General features: G+C 67.4%; 5 protein-coding genes. 3 read left to right on the forward strand and 2 right to left on the reverse strand.

Annotated features, from left to right (window positions below; genetic code table 11):
* Both AX685_RS17485 and AX685_RS17490 read right to left on the reverse strand, forming a co-directional pair.
* Window positions 1–892 (reverse strand): hypothetical protein (locus AX685_RS17485; protein ID WP_066490931.1); only part of this gene is annotated, 892 nt, incomplete at its 3' end.
* Window positions 893–1009: 117 nt separating this feature from the next.
* Window positions 1010–1567, reverse strand: coding sequence for a type 1 glutamine amidotransferase domain-containing protein (locus AX685_RS17490; protein WP_066490932.1), 558 nt, complete (start codon window positions 1565–1567; stop codon window positions 1010–1012).
* Window positions 1568–1713: 146 nt separating this feature from the next.
* Here AX685_RS17490 and AX685_RS17495 point away from each other — a divergent pair, with 146 nt between their 5' ends.
* The 3 genes from AX685_RS17495 to AX685_RS17505 form a co-directional block, all read left to right on the forward strand.
* On the forward strand, window positions 1714–2727 hold the full coding sequence (locus tag AX685_RS17495) for a DNA topoisomerase IB (protein WP_066490934.1): 1014 nt from the start codon (window positions 1714–1716) through the stop codon (window positions 2725–2727).
* Between the two features lies 1 nt (window position 2728).
* Window positions 2729–3901: a mechanosensitive ion channel family protein gene (locus AX685_RS17500; RefSeq protein ID WP_066490935.1), complete on the forward strand. Its 1173-nt coding sequence runs from the start codon at window positions 2729–2731 to the stop codon at window positions 3899–3901.
* Window positions 3902–3949: 48 nt separating this feature from the next.
* The coding region (locus AX685_RS17505; RefSeq protein ID WP_066490936.1) for a hypothetical protein at window positions 3950–4297 on the forward strand (348 nt) is incomplete at its 3' end.

Consider the following 4297-nt stretch of genomic DNA (forward strand, 5'->3'; position numbering starts at 1 on the left):
GCGCATTGCCGCGGATCACCAGCTGCTCGCCGGACCAGTTGCCGACGAACACCGGCTTGTAGTCCACGCCCGGCGCCAGCGACGCGCGATTGCCCTCGATCACCAGCCCGGTCGAATCGTTGCGCGCCCCCTCCGGCGCGACGGTGATCATCGTCGAGTGATTGTCCTTGTCGCGCCCCATCACGAAGGCGTTGTCGGCGATCCGCCCGCGCGCGCCGTTCGACAGGTCGATCATGTAATTGGTGGTATGCCCCTGCGTATCGTCGAAGCTGTTGCCGACGATCTCCACGCGCGGCGCACGCACCTTCAGGTAATGGCCGCCACGTCCGCGCTCGAACCGCGAGGCGGTCACCTTAGCCGCGCCGTAACCGCCGACATAAACGGCATGCGCGCCATTGCCGGTCGGATCCTTGCCCAGCCCCGCGAAGGTCGAATGGTCGATCGAGACCGTGGCGGACGGATCCTCCGCGGTCAGGATGCCGCACTGGCTGTCGAGGAACATCGACTGCACCACCGACAGGTTGCCGTGTTCCAGCCGGATGCCCGCGCCGTTGCCGTCGCCCACCTCCAGATGCGTGAACACGATCCCCTCGACCCGCGCGCCGCGCCCGCGCAGCACCAGCGCGGCCTTGTCCTCGCACGTCACGCGCGTGAAGATGACGCTGCCGGGCTTGTCCGCGACGAAGGCGATCCGCCCCTTCTCCTGCACGGCGCAGTCGCGATAGGTGCCCGGCGGGATATGGATCGTCCCTTCCCCGTCGCCGATCGCATCGACCGCCTGTTGCAGCGTGCCGAATACCTGGTCGCCGACGACGAAGCGCCCGGTCGGCGCCTGCGCGCTGGCCGAGGCGGCGGCGGCGAAGGTCAGGGCAAGGGCAGCGATACGGCGCATCAGGCATCTCTCCGGCAGCGAAAGCCGCCCGCGCTCATGCCATAACGCGCGGGGACGCGCCCCACCCGACCGGGCGGGGCGCGTCCCTATTTGAACCACCGGCCGTGATGGCCCGGGTCAGGCTTCCTCGGTCGCCATCTGCGACAGCGCGTCGATAATCGCCTTGTTGAACGCGGGGATGTCGTCGGGATTGCGGCTGGTGATGAGGTTGCCGTCGATCACGACCTCCTCGTCCACCACGTCGCCGCCGGCATTCTCCAGGTCGGTACGGATCGACGGATATCCTGTCAGCCGGCGACCGTCGATCACCTCCGCCTCGACCAGCAGCCACGGCGCGTGGCAGATCGCGGCGACGATCTTGTCATCGTCCATGAAGTCCTCGACGATCTCCAGCGCGCGCTCCTCCAGCCGCAATTTATCGGGGTTGGCGACCCCGCCGGGCAGGACCAGCGCGTCGTAATCGTCGGGGTTTACCTCCTCCAGCGTCAGGTCGGGGGTGGCGGTTTCCGCCTTGTTGATATCGCCCTTCATGCCCTGGATCGGGTCGCGCCTGATCGACGCCAGCGTCACGGTGGCGCCGGCGGCTTCCAGCGCCTTTTTCGGTTCGAACAGCTCCACGGTTTCAAAACCGTCGGCGGCGATCATCAGCACGCGGGCTTGCGACAGGTCGGCCATGGAAATCTCCTGAATGTCTGGAAAGATGTGCCTGGGGGCGGTGGCAGAACCCCCGCCTGCCCCGCCCCGTTCCGGAACGAAGCGACGGCCCGCGCATTTCCCGAGACCATTGGTCGGAGCATCCGGACCGGAAAGGCGAAGGGCGCGTGGCGCGAGCGATCACCTATTGCGATGACGAGGAACCCGGTATCACCCGGAAGAAGACCCGCCACGGCAAATGGGCCTATCACTTGCCGGACGGCACCCGGATCACCGATCGCGACGAAATCGACCGGCTCAACGCGATCGGCCTGCCCCCCGCCTATACCGACGCCTGGTTCTGCCCCCATGCGCATGGCCACATCCAGGCGATCGGCTGGGATGAAAAGGGGCGAAAGCAATATCGCTATCACCTCGACTTCCGTGCGCAGCAGGAAGCCGCGAAATACGATTTGTGCGCGCCGTTCGGACAGGCGCTGGCCCGGCTGCGCGCGCGGGTGGAAAGCGACCTGGCGCGACGGACGCACAGCAAGGAGCGCACCGTCGCCGCGATCGTCAAGTTGCTAGACATCGCATCGCTGCGCATCGGGAACGAAAGCTATGCCAGGGCAAACAAGAGTTTCGGACTGACCACGCTGCGCGATCGGCATGCCGACATTCGCGGCGCCACGCTGACGCTGGAATATCGCGCCAAGTCGGGCAAGCAGCGGCGGCTGAAGATCACCGACGGCAGCCTGGCCCGCTTCGTGAAGAAGTGCCAGGACCTGCCGGGACAAAAGCTGTTCCAATATGTCGGCGATGATGGCGCGGCGCACGGCGTCACCTCCTCCGACGTCAACGCCTATATCCGCGAGGCGACCGGCGGGGAATTCACCGCCAAGCATTTCCGTACCTGGGGGGCCAGCGTCACCGCGTTCGAGGCGCTGGTGGAGGCCGAAGCGCCGATCGGGCTGAAAACGATGCTGGAGCCGGTCGTCGCGCGGCTGGGCAACACGCCCGCGATCGCCCGCAAATCCTATGTCCACCCCGCGCTGATCGACCTGGGCAAGGACAAGGCCGCGCAGGCCGTGTTTCGCCAGTCGCTGCGGCTGCCGCGCGCGACGCACTATCTGACCCGTATCGAGCGCGGGCTGATAGCCTTCCTGGAAACCGCCGGCGCGTGCGAGCGAAAGGCCGCCTGACATGAGCAATGCCAAGGCCGCCGCGCCCGCGCTGGACACGGGCCGCGTCGGGGATCAGATGACCGCGCTGTTCGGTTCGGCGGTGACGTGGCTTCAGGAACGCTGGCTGGAAATCCTGATCGCGATCGGCGCGGGCGTCGCCATCGCGCTGCTGCTGTTCTGGCTGCGCAGTCTCGGCGCGCGGCTGGCGGCGCGCAGCACGTCGGGCAAGGGCTGGTCCGCGGTCGTCGGGCGCGCGATCGAGCGGACCGGCGGCTTTTTCATCGTGATGGTGTCCGCGCGGCTGGTCAGCGGTTACGCCGCGACGCCGCCGGAAGTCGAAAAGACCGCCGGCTTCCTGTTCACCGTTGCCGCGGTGTTCCAGGCGGCGGTGTGGGCGCGCGAACTGATCCTGGGCGCGATCGAGCATCGCACCCGCTCCGAACATTACAGCGGCGAAGCGCTGATGAGCGCGATGGGGCTGATCCGCCTGCTGGTCAGCTTCGCGGTGTTCGCGATCGCGCTGGTCGTCGTGCTCGACAATCTCGGCGTCAACGTCACCGGGCTGGTCGCGGGTCTCGGCGTCGGCGGCATCGCGATCGGCCTCGCCGCGCAGGGCATCTTCGGCGACCTGTTCGCGGCGCTGGCGATCATCTTCGACCGGCCGTTCCGGCGCGGCGACAAGATCAGCTACGACAATACCAGCGGCGTGATCGAGGCGATCGGGCTGAAATCGACGCGCATCCGCGCCTTCACCGGCGAATTGCGGATCATCTCGAACCGCAACCTGCTGGACAAGGAAATCCAGAACACGACGATGCGCGATCATGTCCGCGTCGCCTATACGATCGGCGTCGCGTACGAGACGCCGCCGGAGACGCTGGCCCGCCTTCCCGACATCCTGACCGAACTGGTCGAGGCCGAAGGCGCGACGGTCGCGCGCGCCGGGTTCGAGAGCTTCGGCGCGTCGAGCCTCGACTTCGTGCTGCAGGTCGATACGCCGGGCGACGACTGGGGCACTGCCCATGCCACGCGCAATCGCCTGCTGGTGGCGATCATGCGTCGCTTCGCGAAGGAGGGGATCAGCATTCCTTATCCGACGCAGACCACCTTCACCGCCGCGCCCGACGGGCAATTGGTCATGCCCTATCCCGAACACGTCCAGCTGACGCCGCCCGCCGACGCTTCGCGTTGAACCTGCCGCCCCCTCGCGACGTTGAGCGGGGGAAGAGGAGAAGACGCCATGAAGAATGCGCTGCTGTCCGCACTGATGCTTGCCACCGTCACCGCCCCGTTGGCGGTGGCCCCCGCCGATGCCCAGCGCCGCGATCGTGACCGCGACTATCGCTGGCATGGCGAAGACCAGAATTGGAACCCGTCCGACAGTTATCGCGAGGGCCGCTATCGCGAACGCCGCCTGACCCGCAACGATCGCATCTATCGCGGTCAGGACGGGCGCACTTATTGCCGTCGCAACGACGGCACCACGGGGCTGGTGATCGGCGGCGTCGGCGGCGCGGTGCTCGGCAACGTGCTGGGCGGCGGCCTGCTCGGCACGCTGGCGGGGGGCGCCGGCGGCGCGTTGCTGGGG

It is taken from the genome of Sphingomonas sp. CCH9-F2 (assembly GCF_001556735.1).
Taxonomy (GTDB): Bacteria; Pseudomonadota; Alphaproteobacteria; order Sphingomonadales; family Sphingomonadaceae; genus Sphingomonas; species Sphingomonas ginsenosidimutans.

Bases quoted from the DNA above. Each gene is read 5' to 3' on its own strand.
- AX685_RS17490 (WP_066490932.1), bottom strand. From the start codon at position 1,567: ATGGCCGACCTGTCGCAAGCCCGCGTGCTGATGATCGCCGCCGACGGT.
- AX685_RS17500 (WP_066490935.1), top strand. From the start codon at position 2,729: ATGAGCAATGCCAAGGCCGCCGCGCCCGCGCTGGACACGGGCCGCGTC.